This is a genomic window from Paenibacillus forsythiae T98 (assembly GCF_000520735.1).
In the GTDB taxonomy this organism is placed as follows: domain Bacteria; phylum Bacillota; class Bacilli; order Paenibacillales; family Paenibacillaceae; genus Paenibacillus_AQ; species Paenibacillus_AQ forsythiae.
Window position 1 is genome coordinate 1 of the sequence record NZ_ASSC01000369.1, and the last position, 26,821, is coordinate 26,821.

Annotated in this window: 27 protein-coding genes and 3 pseudogenes; 21 read left to right on the plus strand and 9 right to left on the minus strand. The window is 47.9% G+C overall.

The genetic code is table 11. The features are described 5' to 3' along the window. From L692_RS0111750 to L692_RS0111780, 7 genes are all read left to right on the plus strand, one after another. On the plus strand, positions 1–716 hold a 716-nt coding region (locus tag L692_RS0111750; RefSeq protein WP_025700058.1), incomplete at its 5' end, for an ABC transporter ATP-binding protein. After that, a complete protein-coding gene (locus L692_RS0111755; protein WP_025700059.1) occupies positions 713–1,522 on the plus strand; it encodes an ABC transporter permease in 810 nt (269 codons plus the stop codon). The genes L692_RS0111750 and L692_RS0111755, both read left to right, overlap by 4 nt. 4 nt (positions 1,523–1,526) lie before the next feature. Beyond that, positions 1,527–2,339 carry an ABC transporter permease gene (locus L692_RS0111760; RefSeq protein ID WP_025700061.1) on the plus strand — a complete coding sequence of 271 codons (813 nt, stop codon included), beginning with the start codon at positions 1,527–1,529 and terminating at the stop codon, positions 2,337–2,339. Positions 2,340–2,359: 20 nt separating this feature from the next. Further along, positions 2,360–3,334, plus strand: coding sequence for a class I SAM-dependent methyltransferase (locus L692_RS30630; RefSeq protein WP_025700062.1), 975 nt, complete (start codon positions 2,360–2,362; stop codon positions 3,332–3,334). 13 nt (positions 3,335–3,347) lie between these two features. After that, entirely contained in the window at positions 3,348–4,301 is a 954-nt protein-coding gene (locus L692_RS0111770; protein ID WP_198027742.1) for a methyltransferase domain-containing protein, read from the plus strand. Between the two features lie 4 nt (positions 4,302–4,305). After that, positions 4,306–5,253, plus strand: a complete 948-nt coding sequence (locus tag L692_RS0111775; RefSeq protein WP_025700066.1) for a 3-oxoacyl-[acyl-carrier-protein] synthase III C-terminal domain-containing protein — start codon at positions 4,306–4,308, stop codon at positions 5,251–5,253. A 27-nt stretch (positions 5,254–5,280) separates the two neighbouring features. Further along, positions 5,281–5,688: a hypothetical protein gene (locus tag L692_RS0111780; RefSeq protein ID WP_156940408.1), complete on the plus strand. Its 408-nt coding sequence runs from the start codon at positions 5,281–5,283 to the stop codon at positions 5,686–5,688. A 24-nt stretch (positions 5,689–5,712) separates the two neighbouring features. On the opposite strand, the gene L692_RS0111785 is transcribed toward L692_RS0111780, so the two are convergent. Next, positions 5,713–6,897 carry a macrolide family glycosyltransferase gene (locus tag L692_RS0111785; RefSeq protein WP_198027743.1) on the minus strand — a complete coding sequence of 395 codons (1,185 nt, stop codon included), beginning with the start codon at positions 6,895–6,897 and terminating at the stop codon, positions 5,713–5,715. A gap of 276 nt (positions 6,898–7,173) precedes the next feature. Here L692_RS0111785 and cooS point away from each other — a divergent pair, with 276 nt between their 5' ends. The 7 genes and pseudogenes from cooS to L692_RS33910 all read left to right on the plus strand — a co-directional run. Beyond that, positions 7,174–9,102, plus strand: coding sequence for an anaerobic carbon-monoxide dehydrogenase catalytic subunit (gene cooS / locus L692_RS0111790; RefSeq protein WP_025700072.1), 1,929 nt, complete (start codon positions 7,174–7,176; stop codon positions 9,100–9,102). Between the two features lie 22 nt (positions 9,103–9,124). Beyond that, on the plus strand, positions 9,125–9,940 hold the full coding sequence (locus tag L692_RS0111795) for an ATP-binding protein (RefSeq protein ID WP_025700074.1): 816 nt from the start codon (positions 9,125–9,127) through the stop codon (positions 9,938–9,940). 514 nt (positions 9,941–10,454) lie between these two features. Beyond that, positions 10,455–11,315: an NmrA family NAD(P)-binding protein gene (locus L692_RS0111800; RefSeq protein WP_025700076.1), complete on the plus strand. Its 861-nt coding sequence runs from the start codon at positions 10,455–10,457 to the stop codon at positions 11,313–11,315. A 40-nt stretch (positions 11,316–11,355) separates the two neighbouring features. Further along, the gene (locus L692_RS0111805) at positions 11,356–12,615 is read left to right on the plus strand and encodes an alpha/beta hydrolase (protein ID WP_025700078.1); all 1,260 of its coding nucleotides are present in this window, start codon (positions 11,356–11,358) and stop codon (positions 12,613–12,615) included. Between the two features lie 123 nt (positions 12,616–12,738). Then, the gene (locus L692_RS0111810; protein ID WP_025700080.1) at positions 12,739–13,206 is read left to right on the plus strand and encodes a nuclear transport factor 2 family protein; all 468 of its coding nucleotides are present in this window, start codon (positions 12,739–12,741) and stop codon (positions 13,204–13,206) included. A 165-nt stretch (positions 13,207–13,371) separates the two neighbouring features. Beyond that, positions 13,372–14,169, plus strand: coding sequence for an SDR family NAD(P)-dependent oxidoreductase (locus L692_RS0111815; RefSeq protein WP_025700082.1), 798 nt, complete (start codon positions 13,372–13,374; stop codon positions 14,167–14,169). Positions 14,170–14,471: 302 nt separating this feature from the next. Then, positions 14,472–14,782: pseudogene (locus L692_RS33910) on the plus strand (alpha/beta hydrolase fold domain-containing protein); the annotation flags it as partial. Positions 14,783–14,878: 96 nt separating this feature from the next. Here L692_RS33910 and L692_RS0111820 read toward each other — a convergent pair. From L692_RS0111820 to L692_RS0111830, 3 genes are all read right to left on the minus strand, one after another. Further along, complete coding sequence (locus tag L692_RS0111820) at positions 14,879–15,376, minus strand: arsinothricin resistance N-acetyltransferase ArsN1 family A (protein ID WP_025700084.1); 498 nt, start codon at positions 15,374–15,376, stop codon at positions 14,879–14,881. A gap of 33 nt (positions 15,377–15,409) precedes the next feature. Continuing rightward, a complete protein-coding gene (locus L692_RS0111825; RefSeq protein WP_025700085.1) occupies positions 15,410–16,228 on the minus strand; it encodes an arsenite methyltransferase in 819 nt (272 codons plus the stop codon). 136 nt (positions 16,229–16,364) lie between these two features. Further along, positions 16,365–16,814 (minus strand): MarR family winged helix-turn-helix transcriptional regulator, encoded by a 450-nt coding sequence (locus L692_RS0111830; RefSeq protein ID WP_025700087.1) that lies wholly within the window; start codon positions 16,812–16,814, stop codon positions 16,365–16,367. A 146-nt stretch (positions 16,815–16,960) separates the two neighbouring features. On the opposite strand from L692_RS0111830, the gene L692_RS0111835 reads away from it, so the two are divergent. From L692_RS0111835 to L692_RS0111865, 7 genes are all read left to right on the plus strand, one after another. Beyond that, positions 16,961–17,689: an SDR family NAD(P)-dependent oxidoreductase gene (locus L692_RS0111835; protein ID WP_025700089.1), complete on the plus strand. Its 729-nt coding sequence runs from the start codon at positions 16,961–16,963 to the stop codon at positions 17,687–17,689. Between the two features lie 119 nt (positions 17,690–17,808). Continuing rightward, entirely contained in the window at positions 17,809–18,153 is a 345-nt protein-coding gene (locus L692_RS0111840) for an ArsR/SmtB family transcription factor (protein WP_025700091.1), read from the plus strand. Further along, positions 18,154–19,464 carry an arsenical efflux pump membrane protein ArsB gene (locus L692_RS0111845; RefSeq protein WP_036723350.1) on the plus strand — a complete coding sequence of 437 codons (1,311 nt, stop codon included), beginning with the start codon at positions 18,154–18,156 and terminating at the stop codon, positions 19,462–19,464. 21 nt (positions 19,465–19,485) lie between these two features. After that, positions 19,486–19,905 (plus strand): arsenate reductase (thioredoxin), encoded by a 420-nt coding sequence (arsC, locus tag L692_RS0111850; protein WP_025700096.1) that lies wholly within the window; start codon positions 19,486–19,488, stop codon positions 19,903–19,905. A gap of 58 nt (positions 19,906–19,963) precedes the next feature. Then, positions 19,964–20,326 carry an arsenite efflux transporter metallochaperone ArsD gene (arsD, locus tag L692_RS0111855; protein WP_025700098.1) on the plus strand — a complete coding sequence of 121 codons (363 nt, stop codon included), beginning with the start codon at positions 19,964–19,966 and terminating at the stop codon, positions 20,324–20,326. Between the two features lie 17 nt (positions 20,327–20,343). Next, positions 20,344–22,113 carry an arsenical pump-driving ATPase gene (gene arsA, locus L692_RS0111860; protein ID WP_025700100.1) on the plus strand — a complete coding sequence of 590 codons (1,770 nt, stop codon included), beginning with the start codon at positions 20,344–20,346 and terminating at the stop codon, positions 22,111–22,113. Between the two features lie 21 nt (positions 22,114–22,134). Then, positions 22,135–22,569 (plus strand): protein-tyrosine phosphatase family protein, encoded by a 435-nt coding sequence (locus L692_RS0111865; protein WP_025700101.1) that lies wholly within the window; start codon positions 22,135–22,137, stop codon positions 22,567–22,569. 414 nt (positions 22,570–22,983) lie between these two features. Here the strand turns inward: L692_RS0111865 and L692_RS0111870 are convergent. From L692_RS0111870 to L692_RS0111890, 5 genes and pseudogenes are all read right to left on the minus strand, one after another. Further along, positions 22,984–23,151: pseudogene (locus L692_RS0111870) on the minus strand (short-chain dehydrogenase); the annotation flags it as partial. A gap of 136 nt (positions 23,152–23,287) precedes the next feature. After that, on the minus strand, positions 23,288–23,953 hold the full coding sequence (locus tag L692_RS0111875) for an NAD-dependent epimerase/dehydratase family protein (protein WP_025700105.1): 666 nt from the start codon (positions 23,951–23,953) through the stop codon (positions 23,288–23,290). Positions 23,954–24,074: 121 nt separating this feature from the next. Beyond that, complete coding sequence (locus tag L692_RS31795) at positions 24,075–24,815, minus strand: SDR family oxidoreductase (RefSeq protein WP_025700107.1); 741 nt, start codon at positions 24,813–24,815, stop codon at positions 24,075–24,077. 3 nt (positions 24,816–24,818) lie between these two features. Continuing rightward, positions 24,819–25,444: pseudogene (locus tag L692_RS31800) on the minus strand (aldo/keto reductase); the annotation flags it as partial. A gap of 243 nt (positions 25,445–25,687) precedes the next feature. After that, positions 25,688–26,743: an AraC family transcriptional regulator gene (locus L692_RS0111890; protein WP_025700109.1), complete on the minus strand. Its 1,056-nt coding sequence runs from the start codon at positions 26,741–26,743 to the stop codon at positions 25,688–25,690. Positions 26,744–26,821: the final 78 nt, after the last annotated feature.

The following is a 26,821-nucleotide window of genomic DNA, read 5'->3' on the forward strand; positions in this document are numbered from 1 at the left end:
AGCGGAAAAAGGAGTTCAAGAAGCGTTTCGCGATTGTCATGGGCCAGAAAAGCCAGCTATGGCCGGACCTTCCCGCGTCGGAGTCGATTCTGCTGAACCGGTATATCTATCAGGTCGAGGAGCAGACCTACAAGCGGACGCTGGATGAGCTGGTCGAGCTGCTGGATGTGAAGCATGTGCTGAATGTCCAGGTCCGGCGGCTGTCGCTGGGCGAACGCATGAAGATGGAGCTGATCGCCGCGCTGATCCATAAGCCCGAGCTGCTGTTTCTGGATGAGCCTACCATCGGGCTTGATGTGGTCACGCAGAAGCGAGTAAGGGAGTTTCTGGCGCATTACAACGAGCATTACAAGACGACGGTTATTTTGACGAGCCATTATATGAAGGATGTTGAGGATTTGTGCAAAAGAACCCTGATTATCAACGACGGCCGCCTCGTCTTCGACGGCAATTTGAATCAGGTTCATCATGCGGTGAATGAGAGCAAGATTGTGAAGCTGAAATTCAGCCAGTCCGTCGAAGCGTCCAGGCTGGAGCCGTTCGGGGCCGTTCGCCAGTCGGATGAATTTGCGGCGACGCTCGAAATCGCCAAGGAACAGATTAACCCGATTTCAAGAGAGCTGCTTGAGCTGTTCCCGATTGAGGATATTACGATTGAAGAGAAGCCCATCGAGGAAGTCGTCGTCTCTCTTTATAACAGGACGCAGCCCGTATGAGCATTTATCCAAAGTATATACGCGTATTTAAGCTGGGCGTTCAGGCTTCAATGGAATACCGGCTTGACTTTGCCTTTTCCCTGGTCAGCGCGTTCTTCCCGATCATGATCCAGTACTATATCTGGACGGCCGTCTACGGACGATCCGGCTCAGGACAATTTTTCGGCTACACGTATGGAGAAATGATTCTGTATACGATTGTGGCAGCGATTGTAACCAAGATTGTGACAACGAATATGGATCATGTCATCGCATCGGACATTAAGGACGGGGCCTTGAATAAATACCTGGTGCAGCCGGTCAGCTACTTCGGACTTAAGCTGTTTACCTTGCTCGGGCAAAAGCTGTTCTTTTTCACGGTCATGCTGGCCGTTTTGGTTCTGGTCATCTTTTATTTCGGCGGGCGGTACGCCATCCGTATTCCGCTTGTGAATCTGGCGTGCTTCGTGGCGGCGATGGCCTTGGCGCTGATTCTGAACTTTCTTATCTCGTACACGATTGCGGCGATCGCCTTCTGGCTGTCCGAAATCTCCTATTTCTTCGAAATGACCGGACTGCTCGTCATCATTTTGAGCGGGGGCGTGTTTCCGATTGAGGTGTTCGGCCGGACGGTGAGCATTCTTCTGAACTATCTTCCGTTTAAATACACGATTTATTTTCCGTCCAATGTGATCAACGGGAAGCTGATGATGAGTGACATCACGGAAGGGCTGCTGATGCAAATCTGCTGGATAGGCGTCATGTTCCTCGTTTCGAAGCTGGTGTGGCGGATCGGCTTTAAAAAGTATCTCGGTTTAGGGGGCTAATCGCTTGGAAACGCGGCTCGGCACGCTCAAAACCTATGGCATTATTTATTTACAGTTCATTAAAAACTGCTTCATCGCGCAAATGGAATACCGCACGAATTTTATACTCGGCATCGCGGTTGAAATCGCCTATCTGCTATCCAAGCTGCTGTATGTCGTCGTCGTTTATAAGAGCGATTTGCATATCGGCGATATCCCGCCCGACGGAATATTGATGTTCGTCGGTACGTATACGATGATGACGGGTCTCTATTCGGGCCTCTTTTTCACCAATTTCGTCCGCATTTCGGATTATGTGAGAACGGGGGAGCTGGATCTGCTGCTGGTGAAGCCGGTCTCGCTGCAGTTTATGGTTTCGCTCCGTTATATCGACTTGGGGATGCCGATTCCGAATCTGGTCGCAGGCATCACGATGGTATCCATCGGCTGGAACGCGCTCGGGATTCCCGTTACGGCATACCACCTGTTCTTGTTCACGCTGTATCTGCTGTCCGCTCTGGTCATTACTTACTGCCTCATGATCATTCCGGCCATTCTGTCCTTCTGGTTCGTGAACACCGGGGGGCTCGCGGGTATATTTTATGCGATTTGGGACGCCAACAACATGCCTATGCCGATCTACCCCCGGTTGATTCAGCGGATCGGCGTATACGTGCTGCCGTTTCTGGTGATTACAAATTTCGCTCCGCTTAGCGTCATGGAGAAGCTGGACGGCGGACTTATGCTGTGGGGCGCGATCGTCCCGATCCTTCTATTCATGTGTGTTCGTTTGATTTGGAGACAGGCGATTAAAAATTATAGCAGCGCAAGCGGCTAAAACGACGAGGAGATGTAAATATGAACACGACCTGGCCATTGTCGGGCATTACCCTGGTATGCACGGAATGCAAGAATGCGCTGCATGAGGCGGACGGACGTTTGGTCTGCGGGACTTGCGGCCTTGAATACGCGCAGGACAATGGAGTCGCGAGCATGCTGATCGACCGCCCTCTGGCGGAGAAGCTTGCGGAGGGCGCGGAGCGGAAGGAAGCGATCATCGGCATGTTCGATTCCATTAACCGGTCGCTTGAGGAGAAGCGGCTGTCCAGATTTTCCACCTTCATCAACTGGGGATATGCCGGAGCCGAGAACGAAACATCAGGCGGGCCTCTGGGCATTAATCAAAGCAGTATCCGGCTGCTCCGCGAAATCATTGGCGGACTCGATGTTTCAGGGAGAGATATTCTGGAAATCGGCTGCGGACGGGGAGGCAACGTGAACGAACTGTGCAAAAGCTATCGAGCCGGAAGCGTGGTCGGCCTTGATCTGACCCCGTCCAATATTTATTTTTGCCAGGGAAACAACCGGTATGAGCAAGCTTACTACTGTATTGGCGACGCGGAGCAGCTTCCTGTTCGTACGGAAAGCTGCGACTTTGTACTAAACGTCGAATCTTCGCATTTATACCCGCATATTGAGCTTTTCTTTGAAGAGACCTATCGTGTATTAAAGCCCGGCGGGACGTTCATGTACGCGGATATTATGAGCGCCTCCGACCTGCCGCGCCATGAAGCGCAGTGGCAAAGACTTGGCTTCCGCACCGCATTTATCCGGGACATCACCGGCAATGTGCTGCAATCGGGAGACGAATCGCTGGATAGCCGCCGGCAGGCGCTTGAAGGCTCCTTTGATGGCGATGACCGGGTATGGGAATGGCTGGAGGCGCCCGGCACGCAGAATCACACGGATATGGTTGCAGGCCGAAGGGTGTTCAAAATTATCCATCTGGTGAAAGATGCCTCCGGCGTCGAAGGCGAGCCCAGCCATGGTTGAGGGAGGGGAAGCGGTGAGTAAAGCTTGGCAAGCAACAGGCATGACTTGGGCATGTCCGCAGTGCAAGCAACTACTGGAGAAAAGGGAATCCTCATTTCATTGTACGTCATGCGGAGCAAGCTACCCCGTGCAGGGCGGCTCGATTCCATACCTGCTGCCTGAGAGCAGCGCGCAAGAAACATTGGAGGAAAAGGCGCGGAAGGCGGCGGTCAAAGAGATGTTTACATCATTTAACCGGGCCTTGGAGGATAATGGTGTGTCGCGCTTCTCTACGTTTATCAATTGGGGGTATGCCGAATCGGGCGATGAGAACGGCGGGGCAGGCAATCTGCCCAGAGGAGTCAATCATCAATCGCTGCGGCTTCTTAAGGAGATTATGCACGGAGTCGAGGTGCAGGGAAAGGACGTGCTGGAAATCGCCTGCGGCCGAGGCGGCAACATCCGGGCGCTGTGCAAAAGCTATGGGCCGCGAAGCGTGGCCGGACTTGATTTGACGGAAGCGAATATCGCTTTCTGTCTGGCAAACAATCGGTATGCACAGGCTTCGTACTGCGTCGGCGACGCGGAGGAGCTGCCGCTTCCGGATGCAAGCTGCGATATTGTGCTGAATATCGAATCCTCGGATCTGTATCCCCGGATCATCCGATTTTATGACGAGGTATTCCGCGTATTGAAGGCGGGCGGCGTATTCGTATATGCGGATGATCTGGATGCGCTCAAGTTCGAGGAAGGCGAGCGGTATTTGCTTCAATTGGGCTTTGAGGTGTTGTTATCCCGCGATATCTCCGAGCAGGTATTGCTGGCAAGCGATTTGGCTAGAGGCAGCCGTCTGGCAGCTTTAGGCAGCACGCTTGGGAAAGAAGACGCCGTATGGGAGACGATGGGCGTTCCCGGAACTTCGATTTACGATGATATGCGTGCGGGAAAGCGCAGGTACAAAATTCTGCATCTGGCAAAGAAGGCGTGAAGCGATGACATCTCCCCATTTGACCCTTACGGATATTCAGGTATATCTTCCTTCATTCCGGCCTTCGATTGAGCAGGTCATCGAGGATATTAAAGAGGACGGAGTTTCCTTCCGCTTAAGCGCGGCGGAGTACAGGGACAGCGGCTTTGCGCAGGTTCCGATCGCTCAGGATGAAAGCCTGGAGCAGATGATTAACCGGGTATGCGTCCCGATTTTAAGCCGGGCAAGGGAGGAAGGAATACGGCTCGGAGCGATTCTCTTCGCATGCGTCACCAACCCCGGAGTACAGGCGCAGAGCTTGTTCTCCGGGCTGCTTCACGAATTTGCCTATGGTGATACGCCGGTCATTCAGACCGAAGAGTACGGCTGCGCCGCCCTTCATTTATCGCTCTATTTGGCGAAGGCTTATTTGGCCGTTGAACCAGGCAGCAATGCGGCGGTATTGTTTGTCGCGGCGGATAGAGCGATCAGCTCGCATCACCGGAGCGACTCCTATATGCTATATGGGGATGCGGCAAGCGCCGCTCTGCTTCGGAAGTCCGGGCCCGGAGGGCAGCAGACTTTGGCTGACAGGCTTAAAGTGGACGCTTTGGTGTACGATGACAGTCCGGAACGAATCAAAATGTACTTTTCAACCTTTTATTTGGCCGTTCGCCAGGTGGTGAAGCAGGTGTTGCGGGATGCGGGAATGAGCATGGGCGAGATCCGGCTTATTTTCTGCTCCAATCTGGGCCTGAACACCTGGAGCACGCTTGCCCGGGCGATCGGCTGCCCCTTGGACAAATTTTATGCCGGGGCGCTGGAATATGCGGGGCATCTTCATAATACGGACATTCTGCTGAACGTGAACGACGCGATCCAGGCCGACTCCTTGAAGAGAGGCGACTTCTATTTGACGGTAACCGTAGGCTTTGGAGGCTATTACGGCTGTTCCTTGCACAAATATGAGTAACCACTAAATAGGAGGCGGGGGAAGAACGTGATGAAGACGGAATTAACGGTTAATGTTCTCTATTCGGGCGCAAGGGAGGACGGCTCAGACGAATCGTTGATCGACATAGCCATTGCTCAAATGGAAGCGAACCGGCAATGGCTGGCGGATGTGGATGTGCTCATCCTGTGCTATCATGCGAATACGAACCACGCCGAGCGGGCTTGCGCCAAAATAAGAAGGGCGCTTGATCTGCTTGACACGCTGCCTCTGACATTCGGTCATTCCGGAAGCCAGGCGTTCCCTCATGCGCTGACGCTCCTGAAATGGCTAATGGCCGGCGGGGAATACCGAAGAGCGGTATGCGTTGTGGCGGATGACAACTTCAGCCAGAGCGGCTTGCCGCTGCCGGCTCAAGGAAACCCGCTGTCCGTCATCGAGATTATGCCCTTATGAACAGAGGATGGAAGCGGCTGCCGGCTAGTTGCCCGCAGCCGTATTTTTCAAGAAAGAATCAATGACTCGAGTGGCTTTTTCTGCCCCGCCGCACACTTGGAAACTGTCATTGATTTTTTGTATTGCCTTTTTATACGTACTATTAGAAAGGACCTCATTTACGGCCTCCTTTAAAGAGCGCACATCGATATGATCTTTGGATAATCTGAAACCCGCTCCAAGCTCAGTTAGGCGCTGGGCAACCATGGGCTGATCCTTGTCATGGGGGATAACAACCAAAGGTACATTGTAATGAATCGCTTCATTAACGCTGTTCATTCCACCATGCGTAATAATAACGTCAGATAGGTTTAACACATCCAATTGCGGTACATATGGAGAAATAATGAAATTTTCGGGCGGCTGCTTGATTTTGGCAAAATCAGCTTTTTCTCCGGCTGCGATCACAACTTTCCCCTCAAAATCAGAAAAAGCATCAATACAAGTATTGAAAAATGGTTCGACCTGATCCAAAACGGTTCCCATAGAAATATAAAGAACCTTGTGATTTTTTAACGCTTCAAGAGAGAAGTGATCGGTTGTTTTCCTTTGCGGAAAGCTTGGACCAATAAAAACATAATCCTCCCCAAAAAGATCACTCTCAGGCTGGAAATATCGGCTTGTGTATACAATATTTATTTCACCGGAATTATTCATGAATTGAAGCATGTTCTTGGGCACAACATCGAACTCCGCCTTCATTTGAGAAAGTAATTTTTCAGCATTCTCGTCAGGCTGGAACGAATCAGGGCCGAGCATATGTTTAAATTCTTTCTCGGGCATTAAAAATGATGCCGATGAAGAGACACTTGGAATATTTAAATAGTCCCTCACTAACTCCCCGGCACCGAACTTATCATAAACCACAAAGTCGAAGTTTATGGTTTCCGATAACTGCTTAGAGATTTCAAGTATATCCAGTGATGTTCGAATATGGATGTTTATAAAAGCGTTCAATCCGGAAGGAGTAAAGGGATCAATGGATGCTTTTCTAAGCAAATCAGAATGAAGATGTACGATCGCCCCAACTCCTTCCAGTCTTTCCTTGAACTTTTCAGTAGTAATATAGTGCACGTGATCTCCCCGATCAGCAAATGCTTTTACAATACCCAGGGTAGGGTTTACATGCCCCTCAGCAGGAAAATTAACCATTAATATGTTCATCGTCAGTTGTTCACTCCTTAAATCATGTTAAGTAAACCAAAGTGATGATTTACATAATTTACCTTACCATAGATTGTTACTTTTAAAAAGGTTCCGCAGTGTACGGAGCATAGTCGGGATTCCTATTCGTAGCTTCCACTGCTGTATGTGTAAGGCGTTTCTATGTCGAATTGAATCGACAGACTCGCGATCCGGTGATACAATTCCAATAGATTACATTAAATCAATAGATTACTACATGTGGGAGCGGGTTAGTCGCTTAGAAGAGAGAGGGTGGAAGAAGTGGCTAAATTAAGAGAACCGGAAGAGGTCTCCATGGATACTCAGATTCAGCACATGCTGACGGTTGCCAGAAGCAGGGGGATCGAAACGGCCTTTGATCGTGCCGACCAGACGTCAGCGAGGTGTCCCTTCGGGTCGGCCGGCCTCTGCTGCCGTTCCTGCCTGGAAGGTCCCTGCCGGATTGTACCGAACGGAAGCGGGCCGAGGCGCGGGGTATGCGGTGCGGATGCGGATACCTTAGTGGCGCGAAGTCTCCTGAACACGATGATTCAGGGAGCATCGGGCCATGCCGAACACGGCCGGGAAGTCGCGGCGGCTCTGCTGAAGACGGCGGAAGGAAAGGCTCCGTATGTAATCCGGGATGTCGGCAAACTGATGCAAGTCGCGAAAGGCTTGAACCTGGAGATGGAAGGGAAATCCATTAACGAAGTTGCCAAGGCTGTGGCTCTGGCGGCGCTTGAGGATTTTCAAAAGCATGAAGGCGTGATGAACTGGATTGAATATCGTGGGCACCACAAGTCGCGCGAAATCTGGGATAAGCTTGGCATCACACCGGTAAATGCCCATCTGGAAATCGCAAAGGCCGTCACTCGGAACGCCATGGGCGGCGATGCCGATCCGCTTAATTTGCTGCTGGGCTCGGTTACGATGGGGCTGGTTGACGGGTACAGCGGACTGCATTTGTCTTCCGATCTGCAGGATATTCTGTTCGGGACGCCGAAAGCGGTCAAATTCAATTACTCCCTTGGGGTGCTTGATGAGAAGCAGATTAATATCGCAGTGCATGGCCATATTCCGCTGCTTTCGGAGAAAATCGTGGAATGGGCGCAGATACTGGAGCGTAAAGCCCTGACCGTCGGTGCTGAGGGGATCAATATTGTCGGTGTCTGCTGTACGGGGAATGAGCTGCTAATGCGTCAGGGGGTGCATGCCGCCTCCAGTTTTTCTTCACAGGAGCTGGTTATTGTTACAGGGGCGCTTGAGGCGATGGTGGTCGATATCCAGTGTATTATGCCGGGAATCCAACAGGTGGCGGAATGTTATCATACGGAGATCATTACAACCATGCCGCATGTCAAAATTGCGGGTGCGACACATGTTAACTTTGAACCGGAATACGCGGATGATGCAGCCAGAGAAATTGTGGAGCGGGCGATCCGCAATTTTGCCAAACGGGACCCGGCCAAAGTGGTCATCCCAGGAGGTTCGGTTGAGGCCCATGCCGGATTTTCCGTCGAACAGATCTGTGAAGTGACCGCAAAAATCAACGCGGACAAGCCTTTACAGCCGCTGATTGACGCGATCAAAAACGGTGCGATCCGCGGAGTTGCCGCAGTGATCGGGTGTACCAACCCGCGTGAGCCGCAAGATATAGGTAACGTCACCGTGGCAAGGGAACTGCTCAAAAACAATGTATTGATTGTGACGACAGGCTGCGCCGCACATTCGCTGGCGAAATTCGGACTGATGAATGAAGGCGGGCTTGAAGCGTGCGGCGACAGTTTGAAGGCATTGCTGCGGCAGCTCGGACAGCATGCAGGCTTATCCGCACTTCCGCCGGCTCTTCACATGGGCAGTTGCGTGGATAATTCCAGACCGCTCGATTTGCTGTCGGCCATTGCGGACGAATTGGACGTGCCCATCTCCAGTCTTCCCGCAGTCGGCAGTTGCCCGGAAACGCATAGTCCAAAGGCGCTTACCATCGGAACTTATTTTATGGCGCACGGTGTTGATGTTCATGTCGGCGTGGACCCGCAGGTGTCCGGCTCGAATCTGGTGACCCGGACACTGACCGGAAGCCGCGAGGACAAAGGCATTACGATGGATGGACTGTTCGGAGGAAAGCTGATCGTTGAAATCGACCCTGTGAAGGCGGCTGCTGTTTTGCTTGAACGAATCGATATAAAACGCAGAACGCTAGGGATTTGAAAAGATAAGGGGGGAAGATAAAATGAGCCAGGCCTTGAAAATTGCAATTTCAGGCAAAGGCGGCGTGGGAAAAACAACAGTTGCCGCGATGTTCGCTCATTTGCTTAAGAAAAAAGGAAACCGGGTGCTCGCTATTGACGCGGATCAGGATGCCAATCTGGGTATGGCGCTTGGGTTCAGCAGAGAAGAACTGTCGGAAGTCCGCACCATCGCCGATGACCGGGATTTGATCAAGAAGAAGACCGGAGGCGAGCCGGGCGTCAGCGGCAGCTGGTTTTCGCTAAACCCGAAAGTTGACGATATTCCGGAGGAATATGTTGTGAGCAAAGACGGCATCAGACTGTTGCAAATGGGCGGAGCATCCAAGGGAGGCACCGGCTGCGCCTGTCCGCAGAGCACGCTGCTGAAGACCCTGCTCAATTACCTGGTGACCGAGGAAGATGACGCAATTATTATTGATTTTGAAGCGGGGCTGGAGCATCTGGGGCGTTCAACCGCCAAAAACGTGGATGCGCTGATTCTCGTCATCGAGCCGGGAAGCCGAAGCCTGGAGACGGCAAAATCCGTAATTCGGCTGGCGAAGGATATAGGCATCGAGCAATTTTATTTGATTCAAAACAAATGGATGGAGGGACTAAGCAGCACCGATATGTCTTTTTTCGCCGATGAACGGGTGAGCCTGCTTGGCAGCATTCCATTTGATCCGGTCTTTGTATCCGCTGATCGAGCAGGTACGGCGGTATATAGCGCTTTGAACGGTGGTCTCATCGCCAGTTTCGAGCAAATGCTGGACCAGCTGCTGGAAGAGATGAGCGGAATTGCTTACACGCTGGGGTAACTGGAGAGAATCAATCGTCTCTGGGACTCGCACTTAGAAAATTGACATACATAAAGCGGAATCCAGAGAAATTACAGCTGGAATCCGTTTTTTTGTCTCTACGGAAATATGTGTACTCAACACGCTTATTGAACCTGGGGCTATCAATACAAACAAGGTAGAGAACGACTCCAGTGGATTGAATTGTTTATATGAAACGCGCAACATCCAACCGGGATTGTAAGTTACTTGGGGGCGCTTCCAGATGAGTTAAAATAATTATTGACTGAACGATCCGGAAATAGTATGATGAACACATGAACAACAGGAGGTACTTGATAGGGAATACAACGTAAGTAATGATTCGATTTTTTTTGAATATTATAGACTGAACAGTCTGTAATATGTTAGTTACCACCAAAGGAGGGGTTTATGGAACAATGGAGCGGTATTGGACGCTTCATTATTAATTTTGATTGACTGTTCATGAATATTTTGGACTTATCAGTCTGGAAAAAGAAAGGGAGTAATGGATATGGTGAGTAACGGTAAAATTTTAGTGACAGGCGGAAGAGGCAAAACAGGAAGCCGTATAGCTAAGCGACTTACAGATCTCGGCTATGCTGTTCGTACGGCCGATCGCGGTACTTCCGCTTCAGGCAGCACAAATGAGCATGTGACCTTTGATTGGTACGATGAAACGACATATGAACCTGCTTTAAAAGGCGTGGATAACATCTATTTGGTGGGTCCCCTTGCGGTCATGGATCCATCCAGGATAATGGTGCCCTTTCTGGAGAGGGCTGTAGAGGCCGGCGTCCGCCGAGTGGTTCTACTCAGCAGCGCTTCCGTGCCCGAAGATGGACCTGTGTTCGGAAAGGTGCATCAGGCATTACGTCAACTTGTGCCGGAGTGGGCGGTACTACGGCCTTCTTATTTTATGCAAAATTTCACTGAGGGTCACCACGGAGCTCAAATTAACAGTGATGGGGTGATGATTACTGCTACAGGATCGGGCCGGGTCGGATTCGTTGATGCCGACGACATTGCCGAGGTGGGCGTAAGAGCGCTGATTGATGAGCAGCCTCATAATACAGATCATGTCATCACAGGTCCTGATTCGTTTAGTTACGCGGAAGCTGGAGAAATCATCGGCGCTGTTGCAGGGCGGACCATCCAACATGTGAATATTAGCACGGAAGAACTGGCGGCCGGGATGGTGAAATTCGGGATGCCCGAAGACTATGCTCATTTTCTCGCAGGGCTGGATGAAGCGATCAAGCTTCACGGTACTGAAGATCAGGTTACGGATACCGTTCAGCGTGTGACCGGACGAGCGCCTAAGTCTCTGAAAGATTTTGCCATCGCTCACGCCTCACATTGGAAACAGAAATGAAAGCCAGTTATCAAAAAATATAAATCTGGAGGTTAAAAAAATGACACAACGAGCAGTTTCACAAGGATGGATTCTGGATATCGCACTTGCACAAGGGGGATTTGACGCCCTGCATCCCGAAGCAAAGGCAACATTAGAAGAATGCGGCCACAATCACAGAGACTTTGACAGGGTATTTGAATTGGTTAAAAGCGGCGTCATGATCCCTAAAGCATGGTCGACCGTAGCGGCCCAAGCAGAAGCACGGGCGAAGCACTATGAAAGCGAGGGTTTCCCGGCAACCGCCAAAGATTTGTATCAGCGGGCTGCGGTGATGTGGGGTAGAGCGCAATATTCTTTTTTTAACGATGATCCCAGAAAAACCGTATTTCGCCAACGCTGCAATGAGTCCGTCGAAGCGATTGGGCGTCTGAGCAATCAAACCATCCGGAGGGTTGAACTGGATTTTGAAGGCGAAAAAATCTTCGGTCTGTTGTTTCTCCCTGAAGGAAATGTATCGAATGCTCCAGCCGTCATTCTAGGTCCGGGCATGGACATGATCAAAGAGGATTATATCCAGATTGCCCAACGCTACTATACGTCACGGGGTATGATCGCTTTGTCCATTGAAGGACCAGGTCAAGGAGAATCGGGATCATCCGGACTCAAGGTCACCTTAACCAACTACCAGCGCGCCATCAGCCGGTATATTGACTTTCTTGAGGAGCTGCCACAGGTCGACAAGAATCGGATAGGCTTGTTTGGAGTGAGTATGGGCGCGATCTGGGGATTACGGGGAGCTGCCCACGACAACCGTCTGAAATCATTGGCCACATTCATGGCAGGCCCCGGTGAACTGGAGAAGTCTTTCAGCAAAGCTCAACCAAGCTTCAAGGCCAATATGATGTATATGTCCGGCTACACGGATGAAGAGAAGTTTGATAAAGAAATGGCGGCGAATTACAGCATTTGGCATCTCGTTCCGAACATCACTTGCCCGGTACTGATCGGCAACGGTGAATTTGATGAGCTTATCCCAGTTGAAGATGCGATTGCTCTATACGAGCTCATCAAGGCTCCCAAGGAGCTGCGGATCTATGAGAATGAATTCCATCCCCTTGGCGGTGTTGCAGCGGAGATCTTCCGTTACGGTTCGGAATGGAGCCTACGTGCGCTGAATGGCGATTTCGCTCAAAGACCGGATAAACGCTATTATGTGCATACGGATGGACGTGTCGTCGAAGGATCGGCTAATCCGGCATGGTGGCTTGGCGCCCAACCTCCCGAGATTCTTGCGCGGAAACAATCGTCGGAGTCATAAGCCGAGTCATTCCGGCAGCAGATTCAATATTTCAATTTTGACTGACTGTTCATGAACATTTCGGACTTATTGGTCTGGAAATATAGTGACTATGTAGCTGAAAAATGATAAGGAGTGGTAAATATGACGTTCAATCCGGCAGATAATGAAAAGGTACGGGAAGCTTCACGGGAGATCTTCAGTAAGTTTTGCAAGTCTTTTTTGGAAAAAGACATGAATCAATTTATTGAGCTGTTTGATGACAATGCGCTGTTCGAGTTTCCTTACGCTCCAAAAGGCTTTACTCAAAAACTTGAAGGGAAGGCTGCCATTTATGAGTATGTTAAAGACTTCCCTCAAAGGTTTGATATCACACGGTTCAGTGAACCAACCTTTCACTTCGCGATGAACCCCAATATCATGATAGTTGAATTCGAAATTGAAGAAGCGCAAGTCCTGACCACCGGCAAGTCTTATCTTCAGAAATATATTTCCGTGATCGAAACAAGAGACAATAAAATCGTACACTACAAAGATTATTGGAATCCGGTCGTGGCGCTTGTAGCGCTTTTGGATGAAGCTTCATTGCAGAAACTATTAAACGAACAGTAAGAAGTTGTTTATATATTCGTTCAGACATAATTCATATTCGTACGTAACGTAAATAATTGTGAGAGGATTAGGCAATCATTTGAGCAGAATGGGATAACGGTCGCCTTTACATTTGTTGCATAATAAGGATGCCGAAGCTGATCCAAGTGAAAGGGGAAGATTAATATGGGTACACAAGGAAAATATACAGTTATTACCGGAGCAAGCGCTGGTATTGGTTACGCGACAGCTAAGGCTTTCGCAAAACGCAAGAAAAATATCATACTTGTTGCTCGCCGTGAACACAATCTGAACGAACTGAAAAGAGAAATCTTGCAGAAAACTCCTGGGCTGGATATTGTGATAAAAGCAGTGGATGTATCCGTCAATGAAAACGTCCATCAACTCTATCGAGAGTTAAATTCGTACGAAATCGAAACATGGATTAATAATGCAGGTTTCGGTAACTATGAGAGTGTGTCCGGTCAAGACTTGGACAAGATTGAAACCATGCTGCGGCTAAACGTGGAAGCCCTAACGATCTTTTCGTCCTTGTATGTACGTGATTATAAAGACGTGGATGGTGCACAATTAATCAATATATCTTCAGCTGGCGGATACACAATCGTGCCAACGGCCGTTACGTACTGTGCTACCAAGTTTTATGTCAGTGCATTTACCGAGGGATTGGCCCATGAGCTGAAAGCCGCCAATGCAAAATTACAAGCTAAAGTATTGGCACCAGCGGCTACCAAAACCGAATTTGGACAAGTGGCCAACAATACGAGCGAGTATGACTATGACAACGTGTTTAGTAAATACCATACAAGCGATGAAATGGCCAATTTTCTCTTGCAGCTTTATGATAGCAACATGACTGTTGGTAGAGTTGACAGAGAAGACTTTGAATTCAAACTTAGCGAACCACTTTTTGATTATGCAGGCAATTCCAAGAATAACCAAAGAGTCCAACTGAAAGATTAACACAGTAACTAAAAATGTTGCCGCCGGCATTGGCGGCTTTTTTCATTACAGCTCATTAATCTCAACGGAGCTGACGGAAAGGAAGAGGATTGCATTAGGGGGCGGGGAATCAATTCATCCTCCGGACTCGTCGCAAGGCCATTTATCGCTATGTAAAGGTTGGCAGGGAACATGGCAATTAGTAGAAGTGATAGCCCGCCAGCTGCCCATGTGACAGTGGGACGCCATAGTAAACCTATTGCTCCGGCCAATTCCAGTACACCGGTGATCGTCACAATCTCTCTGTCCGCATATAAACGAAATCAGGCCTAAAATGGTGTATTGAACATGCCGAGGAATTAGCGATAGATACTCAGAAAGTCGCTCTTGCAGGCACCAGCGCTGGCGGTGGCTTAGCAGCGCGGGTCTGGCCCTATACATTCGTGATCAGAAGGAATTTGATATCCATCATCTAAGGCTGCGTAGCCCAATGCTCGAAGACCGTATGAGTATTTCGCCAGAACATCCTTATGCTGGTTATATGAGTATAGGCAGCATTGATTTGTTCGTCGATGAAGTCTTATTTTTTGAAAAACAACTGGTCTTTGATGGCGTCTTAGTTGAATTGCATGTATAACCTGGATATCATCATTTGGCTCCGTGGATGATTCTACATCCCCTGGCATTCGCCGCCGCTTCCTTTGTTTAGTTTCTCAGTTGAAAGATATGTTTATTGGAATAATTTTTCCATGATCATGACATCGATAGGACGATTGTCCATAATTCCCTGCTTTTCAAAAACTCCAACTTCGCGATATCCCATTTTCCGATATAGCCCTTGGCCTTGTTGATTAAAAGGAAATGTAAACAATACGATTTTATAGAAGTCCATTTCTTTGGCCTGATCTTCTAGTGCCTGAAGGAGAGAACTCCCAACTCCCTGTCCTCGTGATTCACGGTCAATATAAATGGAGAGGTCGGCTACGCCGCTGTAAGCACAGCGATGAGAATACGGATTTAGGGAGGCCCATCCGATTACCTGACCGTCCTTCTCTGCGATCAATACAGCATATCTACCCTGATGCTCCCGGAACCAGGCTTCCATGTAATTCAAGTCTTTGGCATCCGTTTCGAGTGTGGCTATGCGGTCCTCAATCCCCTGGTTGTAAATACGAAGGATATGGGCAATGTCATCTGAAACGGCCTGACGAACCGTGAGTGTGGATATCATTATTTTCCCTCCATGGATTAAACCTGAATATTATTTGATTGCCTTAATCACGGCTGACACAACGTAATTTTCAATGTTGGAGCCAGGAACCCAGTCTTTAATAAAAGCTTTGGATTCATCTTTTGGTTCGATGGAAATATCGGTAAATCCGCTTTGCTTAAGCATGGATTCCAGCGCGCTTATCGATGAAGCGCCGGAAATACAGCCGGAGTACAATTGATCGAGATCATCCTTGATTTCCGCAGGAAGCTCAGCAGTCGTTACAATGTCTGAAATAGCGAGTCGGCCCCCTGGTTGAAGAACACGAAACGCTTCATGGAATACCTGCTGCTTGTCAGGGGACAGATTAATCACACAGTTGGAAATAATCACATTTACCGTATTGTCAGCCACGGGCAAATGTTCAATTTCACCCAAACGGAAATCGGTATTCGTAAAATGGCCCCGAGCGGCGTTCTCCCGAGCACGGCTGACCATTTCCGGTGTCATATCCACCCCGATGACATGACCGGTTTCGCCGACCTGACGAGAGGCCAGGAAGCAATCGAATCCGCCGCCGCTGCCCAAGTCGAGAACCGTTTCGCCTGCTTGGAGCTCGGCAATAGCTTGCGGGTTGCCGCACCCCAGGCCAAGATTAGCGCCTTCGGGCACTGCAGCTAATTCATCCGTGGAGTAACCGAGCTTTTGGGAAATGGCATTAAAGTCAAGAGGGGTATCACAGCAACTCGCTGAGCTGTTGGAACTTTCTGCGGAACAGCATGAAGAACTCGAACCATTCGTTCGTACAGCGATTTGTTTATACCGGGTTCTAACGTTTTGGCGGATGTGGTCATTCGTAAGTTTGGTCATTGGATAACACTCCTTTAGAATTTTAGTTTCAGAACATAAATCGAAGGTTTCTGCCTCCTTAAAGAATGTTTATCCTTAAATCTTAGTGAAGATTAATAACTAAAACTTGCAATTTACAACTATAGGTTAAGAGGAATCACCCGGTTACAGGTGCGCAGCATCTGCTTGATTTCCCCATAGCCTCATTAAAAAGCTTTACTGAGCGTAGTACGGTTTCTTTCTCAAACTCCGTCATGTACGAGAAGACTTCGTCCAGATAATCGTTCATTTGTTGATCAATCATGCCGGCGATCATATTGCCTTCCGCTGTCAGGGAGAGGGTATATACCCTCCGATCATTAGGATCGGGCGTTTTCTTGACCAAATTCATCTGGATCAGCGATTGTACTTGTCGGCTAAAGGTCGTTACTTCCGTTCCCAGCGCCTCTGCAACCTCTTGCATGGATGGCTTGTGCCGGCGGTCAATTTCATAAAGCAAGTGGCTTTGGGCCAAAGAGATATCGCAGCCGCCAACTGAGCAGCAATATTTATTGAGGAGTCCAAAGCGGCGGGTCATGATTTGAAATAGCTCTCGCGGATTTTCCATTTTGTCTCACCTCGTGATTTAGTTATAACTCATTAATTTGCAATATGCAAGTATAAAATTCATTTTTTCCTGCTAATTATTGTATGATACTATAGTTGGCAAATGAAATTATACGAGTAATCTAATAATTGAGGTGTGAGGTTAACATGAATTTTTTAGGCAAAACGATTTTGGTAACTGGCTCTGCTTCAGGCATAGGAAGGAGCTGTGCAGAGTTATTATTGGAACATGGGGCTTCTGTTGTGGGGTTAGATGTTAATCAGAGTTCATTAACGAATGAACATTATAGACACTATACTATCGACATTAGATATGAACCTAAAGTGACCGATGCGTTAGATGAAATTGAAGCGTTGTACGGGAAGATTGACGGACTGGCAAACTGTGCAGGCGTTTATGCAAGTTCAAAACCATTTTATGAGCTGGACATTGATGAATGGAATAAAGTGATCTCTACAAATCTAACCGGACTATTCATACTTACCAAACATGCGGCCAAAAAAATGATCAAAAACAATATGGGTACAATTGTTAACGTTAGTTGTATAAGATCTAGAATTTTTAGACCGGATATGGCTGACTATGCCGCCTCCAAGGGTGGGGTAGTCGCATTGACTTCCGCAATGGCATTGGATTTACAGCAATTCAACATAAGAGTGAACTCTGTTGCGCCCGGATTTACATACACTGGAATGACCGCGAAATCATTTGATAATCCGGAAGTAAGGGACTTTTCGGAAAAGATTATACCCGCTGGTAAAATCGCATTATCAGTGGATATTGCGAAGGTCATTTTATTTTTATTATCGGAGATGGCAAATTATATAAACGGCGAAACTATATTTGTTGACGGCGGCTTTAAAATATCCAAATGACGAGCTGTAGACAGCATTAATCATAAAACATCTAAATAAGGTTCGGAGATGAAACTCTATATCAGCCATTGCTTATATAAGCACATAGTTATATAATGATTGACGAAAGGAGGCGGAACATGAGCTTTGAGATGGGTGATTTAGACGAAGTATCACAGACGTTGAAGCTTTTGGGAGACAAGACAAGGCTAACGATCATGAAGCTACTGGAGAAGCGGGAATGCTGTGTATGTGAGCTCGTTGAAATCTTTAAAACAAGTCAGCCGTCGGTCAGCCAGCATTTACGAAAGCTAAAGGATGCCGGTCTTGTTAAGGAAAACCGGAAAGGCCATTGGATTTTTTATTCGGTCAACCCAGACAGTTCTCAGCATGAATTAATTCAAAAATTGATTGCCTTCGTTCCTTCACAAGATCATGAGCTGGAAGAGCTGGATAAGAAAGGACTAAGAATTTCATGTAATTAAATGGAGGTCAGCGGATTGGTTTCGGTACTATTGGCGAGTTTCATTTTTGTACTTACGTTAATCTTTGTCATTTGGCAGCCCCGGAATTTGTCGATTGGATGGTCGGCCTGCGGCGGGGCCGTATTGGCGCTGCTTGCAGACGTGGTGAGCTTTAATGATGTGCTTGATGTTACCCTGATTGTATGGAACGCTACGTTAGCGTTTATTGCGATCATTCTCATTTCTCTAATTCTCGACAGAATTGGCTTTTTCGAATGGGCTGCCCTACATATGGCCAGAGCCGCCCGGGGAAATGGAACTCGGATGTTCATCTACGTCACCATGCTTGGCGCGGTTGTGGCTGCCTTTTTTGCCAATGACGGTGCGGCTCTTATCCTGACTCCGATTGTGCTGGCTATGGTCCGTGCACTGAATTTTGATGAAAAAAAGGTGTTTCCGTTCATCATCGCCAGCGGATTTATTGCAGATACGACTTCATTGCCGCTCGTCGTCAGTAATCTGGTTAATATCGTCTCCGCAGACTTTTTTGGAATCACCTTTATGGAATACGCAGGACATATGATTATCCCTACGTTGTTTTCGCTTGTTGCCAGTATTCTGGTGCTGTTCATTTACTTCCGTAGAAGTATCCCGAGGCAATTTGACAGCTCTCAGTTAAAAAATCCTGAAGAGGCTATCAAAGACAAGAGGATGTTCAAGTTATCCTGGCTTGTCCTTGCGGTTCTTCTGATCGGGTACTTCGTCAGTGAATTCCTGAACATTCCGGTTTCCGTGGTAGCCGGGATCATTGCGATCTTTTTCTTGCTTATGGCAAGAAGGAGTCCTTTCGTACCCACAATGGAAGTGGTGAAGGGAGCTCCATGGGCGATTGTATTCTTCTCCATTGGGATGTATGTTGTGGTGTACGGACTTCGAAATGCGGGTCTCACGGATGTCCTGGCCGATGTGATTCAAGGAGCTGCCGATCAAGGTCTGTTCGTCGCGACGATAGGAATGGGCTTTATTGCAGCGATCATTTCATCGATCATGAATAATATGCCTACGGTCATGATTGATGCCCTTGCTATTGATGCGACACACACGACAGGAATCATTAAGGATGCTTTAGTTTACGCTAACGTCATTGGTTCGGATTTAGGTCCGAAGATCACACCGATTGGTTCGCTCGCTACCTTACTCTGGTTGCATGTACTTTCGACCAAAGGTGTGAAGATATCCTGGGGGACCTACTTTAAAACAGGGATCATCTTGACGATTCCAACCCTGTTCATCACCCTTTTGGGACTCTATATCTGGTTGACCATTCTTTAATTTAAGGGGGACAATTACTCAATGGATAAAAAAACGATTTACTTTTTGTGTACAGGAAACTCCTGCCGGAGCCAGATGGCGGAAGGCTGGGCGAAGAAATATCTGAGCGACGGCTGGAATATTTACAGCGCCGGTATTGAAGCCCATGGTCTAAATCCCAAAGCTGTACAAGCCATGAGCGAAGCGGGCATTGATATTTCGGGACAAACCTCCGATATTATTGATCCGGAGCTGCTGAATAACGCTGATCTGGTGGTCACGCTATGCGGGGATGCAGCAGATAAATGCCCGATTACGCCCCCAAAGGTGAAGCGTGAACACTGGGGATTTGATGACCCGGCCAAAGCGCAGGGTACAGAAGAAGAGAAATGGGCGGTGTTTCAGCGGGTCCGTGATCAGGTCGGAGCACGCATTAAACAATTTGCCGAAACCGGCGAATAATGAATCGGCCGGCCGGGAGAGAAATCCCGGCTTTTTCAAAGAAGGGAGAATTCGGTGTATGAGATCCATAGAGATTTATGATCCGGCCATGTGCTGCTCCACTGGAGTATGCGGCCCTGTTGTTGACCCGGAATTGATCCGCATCTCAGCGGTGGTCCATAATTTGAAGAAGAAAGAATTTAACGTGTCCAGGTATAATTTGACCAGTGAGCCGGATGCTTTTGTAGCCAATACCGTAATAAAGCAATTGCTTGCTGACGAAGGACCAGATGTATTGCCAGTTATTCTGTTAGATGGACAAATGGTTAAGAAGCAAAGCTATCCTTCGAATGAAGAACTGGAAGAATGGACAGGAATTCCGGCATCTGAGCTTACACAGAAACCCAAGGTGCGTATCGAGCTGAAATTGAAATCAAAATAAGGGAAGGAAGGATCGACATGTCCACCCGGTTTGATCCATTAGCCATCCTGCGTACTCCATATTCATTTTTCACAGGCAAAGGAGGGGTAGGTAAAACTTCATCAGCCTGTGCAGCGGCGGTAGCGCTGGCCGACTCAGGTAAAAGGGTTCTGCTCGTAAGCACCGATCCCGCATCCAATTTGCAGGATGTTTTCGGGATGGAATTGTCCAATCAACCGGCCCCGATTGAAAGTGTTCCTAACCTTTTTGCCGCGAATTTAGATCCGGAGACAGCTGCGGAAGAGTATAAGGCGAAGGCGGTCGCTCCCTACCGGGGTGTCCTGCCCGATTCGGTGATCTCCACGATGGAAGAACAGTTGTCGGGCGCATGCACGGTAGAAATCGCCGCTTTTGATGAGTTTACAACACTCCTGACCAATGAACAGTTGAAATCTCAATTTGATCATATCCTGTTTGATACGGCACCCACAGGTCACACGCTGCGCCTCCTTCAGCTGCCAGCCGCTTGGAACGGATTTCTGGAAGGAAGCACTCACGGGGCTTCCTGTCTGGGCCCGCTGGCCGGACTGGAGCGCAAGAAAGAGGTCTACGAGCAGGCTGTACGGACGTTATCAGATCAACTTGAAACGACTTTGGTGCTAGTAACACGCCCAGATCGGACGCCTCTGCTGGAAGCGGCGAGGGCCGCAGAGGAACTCCGAGAGATCGGCGTCACCCGTCAAATAATGATCGTTAACGGTCTGCTTCAAAAGCCGGTGTCCAAGGATTCGATTTCGTCTGGGCTGTATGAGCGACAGCAGACCGCTTTACGCGAGATGCCTGATGCACTCTTGAATCTGCCTGTATTCCATATTCCGCTGGTCGCGTTCAATATCCTTGGAGTCCCCAGTATGCGGCAGCTCTTTAAACCGGCTGAGTCTGTATCTCTTAAAGCTGCATCCGAAGAAGCGCCGCCACACTTGCCGTCTCTGTCTACCCTGATCGACGATGTCGAGCAAGCCGGCATCCGCATTTTGTTCACGATGGGCAAAGGCGGGGTGGGCAAAACAACCGTCGCTTCAGCCCTGGCCGTCGGTTTGGCGGAACGCGGTCATAACGTACACCTCAGCACAACGGATCCCGCCGCCCACATCGAGGCCCTGTTCGGCGCGGATGCCGGATTGGTCTCCCTGAGCAGAATTGACCCTAAGGCTGAGGTTGATCAATATCGGCAAGAGGTCATCAGTCAGAATGCCGAACTGCTGGATGAAGAGGGCCTTGCTGTTCTTGAGGAGGACTTGCGGTCACCCTGTACGGAGGAAATCGCAGTATTCCGGGCTTTTGCTGAGCTTGTTGAACGCTCTAAAGACCAGATTGTAGTCATCGATACCGCACCTACCGGCCATACGCTCCTCTTGCTGGATGCCAGCGAGGAATATCATAAAGAAGTCGCCCGGTCTGCTGGTGTGGTCCCGGATTCGATTCGAAAGCTTCTCCCGAGGCTCCGCAATGCCAAGGAAACAGCTGTGATTATCGTAACCTTGGCAGAAGCAACTCCTTTTTATGAAGCGTCCCGGCTGGAAGAAGACTTGAAGCGCGCCGAAATCTCCGTAAGATGGTGGACTATCAACCAGAGTTTGGCTGCCTCTGGAACCGAGGAACCTTTATTGAAAGGCAGAGCTATAGCGGAGGTTCAATGGATTCGGGAAATCAACAAAAGGTCGGGCGGCCAGACGGTGATTATTCCCTGGAGGCCGAAAGAGATCTGCGGAGTAGAGCAGTTGACGGAACTTGCACACCTTCATTAAATTAACAAAAGGGAGATTCCTATGACTAAAACTTATCAAGCTTTGGTAGCAGACAAAATTTATTTTGGCGGAGCCCAAGAGGTCGAACAAATGGTTACGGAGGAAGGCGTCGAGGTCGTAGTGGATCTGCGCGAAGAGGCGGAGGAATGTGCGTATCCAGTAGATACTGTTAAGTGGATTAAAGTGCCTTTGGGAGACCATGCAACAGAGCCGGAAGGAGAGCTCTTCCGCACGGCAATTCAGGAAGTGGTGAGCGCTTACCGAGCAGGAAAGAAAGTTGCCTTCCACTGTGGCGGGGGAAAAGGACGCACGGGTACTGTTGCGGTCGGAACACTGCGTGAATTGGGGCTTGCCGATTCTTTAGAAGAAGCTCAAAGACAAGCAAAAGCCATACGGCCCATCATAGCGGTAAAGCCAAAGCAATGGGAAGCGTTAAGAGCGATCTATCCTAATTGAGCGTTTGGAAAATTAAATGGAAACACGATTTATCAAAAGATTCACTCCTTAAAAGTTGATGTTAAGGGCCGTTATGACAAAGAAGACTATTCCTTGAGAATACTCTCAGGCTGTCGAGAAAGTCTCGACAGCCTGATCAGCTTTATTCTATTAATAACATGGATTGATAAACCCGCGTGCTACGCGGTTTTTCTCAGACATCTGCACAAAACCCGTATTTTGTACATATGTTTATAATGACAGATAGCCAATCTTAGTGGTAGAAACTATATATTGTTACACATTATATGATGTGTATTTTCGATCATCAAATAATAAGTTCTGGTCCCCCTTATAATTAGTATTAGAAAGACATCGCACTGATCAGCAAACAGCAGCCTTAGAATAAATTATTCCTAGATTTCTTCTTTTGAACGAATTCGGCATTAATCCGGCATTATTGACGAGTACATCAATTTGCCCGAATTCTTTAAGTGCATAATTCGCGAGCTCTTCCATTTGGTCGGGTTCTTTTTCTGTAGCTTCCCCTATTCCACTCGAGGCTCCTGTAATAATGACTACGTTTCCTTGAATATTAGACATATGGCTAACATCCTTCCTATTGTGTTTGAGTATTTGAAACTTGCCTGATAGTCTCTTTGACTGCGTTTTCCTAATGTATTGCGTTCAGCTTCTTTTCCTATTATGCAGTAAATGAATAAGTAACCGTCGGCTAACGCTAAAGCTGCATACCTATTTTTTTGATTTCGCTGCTTTCTATAACTGGACTCGGATAACCGGTGCGCAACACTTGGATCATCGCTCTCCCTAATTGTTCCGATGTAATGATACTGTTCGACCTTCTTAAAATTGAATAAAAGGGTCGGATGACATTATAAAAAAATTGATACAGCCTTGTTTTGGACCTCACATCATGCAAGGGTAGAATAAATCCTGGTCGAAACATATATGCGGCCTTAAAAGGAAGTCGCATTAAATCATTTTCAGTTTTTCCTTTTACTCTCGCCCACATGTAACGTCCTTTTTCGGAACTGTCTGTACCACTTCCTGAAACATAAAGAAAGGTCATTTGAGGATTAAGTCTTGCTAGTGACTCTCCAACAGACAGCGTAATACCATGCGTTATGCGTCGATATTCATCTTCACTCATACCCTGTGATGATACGCCGAGACAGAACAAGCAAGCATCGAATCCGATTAGTTCATGCTCGATTGATTGCAAATCAGCGACATCTTCAATTTCAATTGATCTTAATTTTTCTTGTTGCTGCTCCGGATGTTTACGGCCGACCGCAAGTATTTGTTGGACGTTATGATCCAATAATGCTTCTCTCAATACACTTTGACCAACCATTCCGGTTGCCCCAAACATAATGATCTTCAATTAAATTCACTCCAATTGTAGAAACTTAAAAAGCCCCTTACGATGAGCAGAATAAGATTTAGATTCATCTTCTTTCAAAAAAGGCAAGCCAAGCGGCTTGCCTAGATCTCATAAAGGCACATTACAATTGTTGAACGGTTGGACGAATAATCATCTCATTAACTGCGACATCATTCGGTTGTTCAATTGCATAAGCGATAGCTCGGGCAATATTTTCCGCATCAATTGCAATTTTGTACCCTTCTTTAATCATGGATTTTAGTTGTTCGCCAGAAATCGTTTCTGTTAGTTCACTAGTAACCGATCCCGGTGAAATGATCGTGGTCCGAATGTTGTTTGCAACCTCTTCTTGGCGAAGACCTTCCGTCAAAGCACGAACAGCAAACTTTGTAGCACTATAAACCGCTGTTGACGGTCCAACTACGTGTCCAGCTATCGAAGAAACGTTGATGATATGACCTGATTTACGTTCTCTCATAGAAGGAAGAACGGCTGCGATACCATAAAGCACACCTTTGATATTTACATCCACCATCGTATCCCATTCTTTGATCTTCTTCTCAAAAAGAAGGGATAATGGCATCAGTCCTGCATTGTTAACCATAACATCAATTTTTCCGAACTCGGAAAGCGCGTATTGTGCCAACTCTTCCATTTGTTCGCTGGAAGTCACATCAGTTACTTTATAAACCGCTTTTCCGCCATTTTTTTCGATTTCTTCATGCATTTTCTTTAGACGGTCTTCCCGGCGAGCGGCTAATACCAACTTGGCCCCTTTGGATGCAAGTTCTTTCGCTGTAGCCTCACCAATCCCACTAGAAGCACCTGTAATAATAACGACTTTATCTTGGATATTAGACATAGGAGACATCCTTCCTTGTTTAGCAATCGACACCAATACTTCATTTTGGAACAAATCATTTTTTCCTTCTGCAAATGGCGCCCATGATTGAATCTGAACATTATGTTCTTGCATCAGGCTTTGGCTTTCAACTTGCTGCAGAAATGGATGAGTTTCAATCTGGTTTATTGCTGGAGTGACCTCATTATGGATAATCAAGTCCACTAAACGGTCCATATGGAAATTGCTCACTCCGATTGCTCTGATCTTCACTTCGCGATACAGTTCCTCCATGGCGCGCCAGGAAGCGTACACGTCGCCATATGGCTGGTGGATAAGATAAAGGTCTAGATAGTCCAATTGCAAGCGTTCAAGCGATTCATTGAATGCTCTTTTCGTGTTTTCATAACCAGTGTCCTGAACCCAAAGTTTCGTTGTAACAAATATTTCTTCCCGCGGCACGCCGCTGCGCTTGATCGCTCTGCCAACCGCCTCTTCATTTTGGTAAATTGCAGCTGTATCCTGTAAGCGATATCCTGCGGTTAAGGCTTCATATACGGCTTGTTCACACTCATTGGGATCTGGTACTTGGAAAACCCCAAACCAAGGATCGGCATGTCAACACCATTGTTCAAAGTTACTGTCTGCATCTGAATTCCTCCTGTTTTTGTTATTAATCATCCGTTCTTGCCTTTAGTTCTTCTGACAGTCAATTTCGAATCAGCTCATGTTTCCAATTCTTCGGTATATCTTGCGTCAACAACTGCCATTGTTATGCGTTACTGAGACGGATGATCCAGTGACGTCCACCGGATACGTTTTATATTACCTGACTGCAAAGGGAACGTAACTGGCGCAACACGCCGATGTTCTATCAGGAGGCGCCAACCTTGTTACAAGTGAATGTTCGTCATGTTTGGCCAATCCGTTGTTACGGAATTGGAGTCCAAATGTATAGCCCGCCAATTGGATGGGGTATCGCCTTCCCACAGTCTGAAGGCACGGTAGAACGAATTCTGCTCTTCATATCCAAGTAAAAAGGCCACTTCTTTGAGATCAAGTGTAGAGTCCAACAGATATTCCAGCGCCTGCTCATGTCGAGCAACCGTCAATAATTGTTTAAAGTTAGTCCCCTCGTCGGTCAGTCTTCGCTGTAATGTACGGTCACTCATTCCCAACTCGCTTGCCACCACCTGAATATCAGGGCGCCCCGCAGATAAGCTGCGTTTCATGATCCATTTGACCGTCTCGATGATAGACTTTTCGCGTTGTTGTTCCACCAGAGAGCGATCCAGTGCTGGTGTTAATATCTCGAGAAGTTCTGCGTTATAGGACACAAAGGGGCGGTCGAGATCACTTCGTAAAATCGTCAAGGAGGACCGTTGTGCACCAACCCGAATACTGCATCCGAAGTAATCCTCAAGCGCTTTTATATCACCAACTGGGCATGAAAAGTCAACCGACAATGCCCGAAAAGGCTGACGTGTGCCGCGTCGTCCCATCTCAAGCAAATTAGCCATTGTGATTCCAACGAGCAACGGTGGCTCTGGCTGCTCGGTATAGAGCCATTCCAGTTCTATGGAACAAATCTCATCCTTCTCGGAAATATGAAAGCGTTCAGGGGCGCATAATTGCTTGTAGCGTGCCATTCGGATAAGTGCGTCACGGTAGTCACGAGCATGGTAAGGGGCTAATGCGCTCAGCGGCAGCTGTGATGCTTCAAAGTCAGTGATGAATTGGATTATATAAGAAGCTAGATCATCAACCATTTCGGAATAAGCGTTCCAGATGGCAACATACTGGGCTGTGGTGACAAATGTGGATTGTGTAGGGATCGTGAGCGGCAATCCTGCTTTGCGAAGAACGTCGTAAACTTCAATATTGGACCTACGTAATTCCATCCAAAAGTTGGCCGGTACTTTTATTTTGTCAAAAGAATGTGACGTCATACGTTACCTCCTTGCGATTCATAAATAATAAAGGTACAGCTGATAATTCAGCCTGCAAAGATTAATGATACCGATTCC